The organism is Streptomyces lancefieldiae (genome assembly GCF_031845825.1).
Classification (GTDB): domain Bacteria; phylum Actinomycetota; class Actinomycetes; order Streptomycetales; family Streptomycetaceae; genus Streptomyces; species Streptomyces lancefieldiae.
In genome coordinates this window covers 1-426 of record NZ_JAVRFH010000360.1, presented here as the reverse complement: position 1 = coordinate 426, position 426 = coordinate 1, and the positions used below count along the sequence as shown (strand labels likewise).

Here is a 426-nt window from a genome sequence, read left to right as displayed (position 1 = left end):
TACGGCCCCGGCGGGACCACCCACGACGCTCCTCCTCCTCTGAGGAACGCCAACGTCAGCCGCACGCCTGTGCAGAAAGCACCGCTTCCATGACCGCCTCCGTCCGCGACGCCACCACGCACGCACTCGTCTCGATCCCGGCCGCGCACCGCGGGCGCGCCACCGTCACGGCCGTCCCGGAGGAAGGCGTGCTGATCACATTCGCGCCGCGCTACGTGACCTCCGAGGAGCGCGCCGCCGTCGACCGGCATGAGCTGGGCAGCAAGGCCCGGCGCCGTGCCGAGCACAAGCTCATCACCACGCTCGCCAGAGAGGCCCGCGCGGTGCGCGGCGCGTGCGAGGGGGCCTTGCGGGCCGCCGGGTACGACGTCGCCCAGGAGGGGCGCGCGGACGACGTGCTGGGGCTGCTGGAGGGTTTCGTGCTGC

At 73.7% G+C, this 426-nt stretch carries 1 protein-coding gene; it reads left to right on the top strand.

Features of this window, described 5'->3' with window-relative positions:
* Positions 1–89: 89 nt before the first annotated feature.
* On the top strand, positions 90–426 hold a 337-nt coding region (locus RM812_RS42510), incomplete at its 3' end, for a hypothetical protein (RefSeq protein ID WP_311586403.1).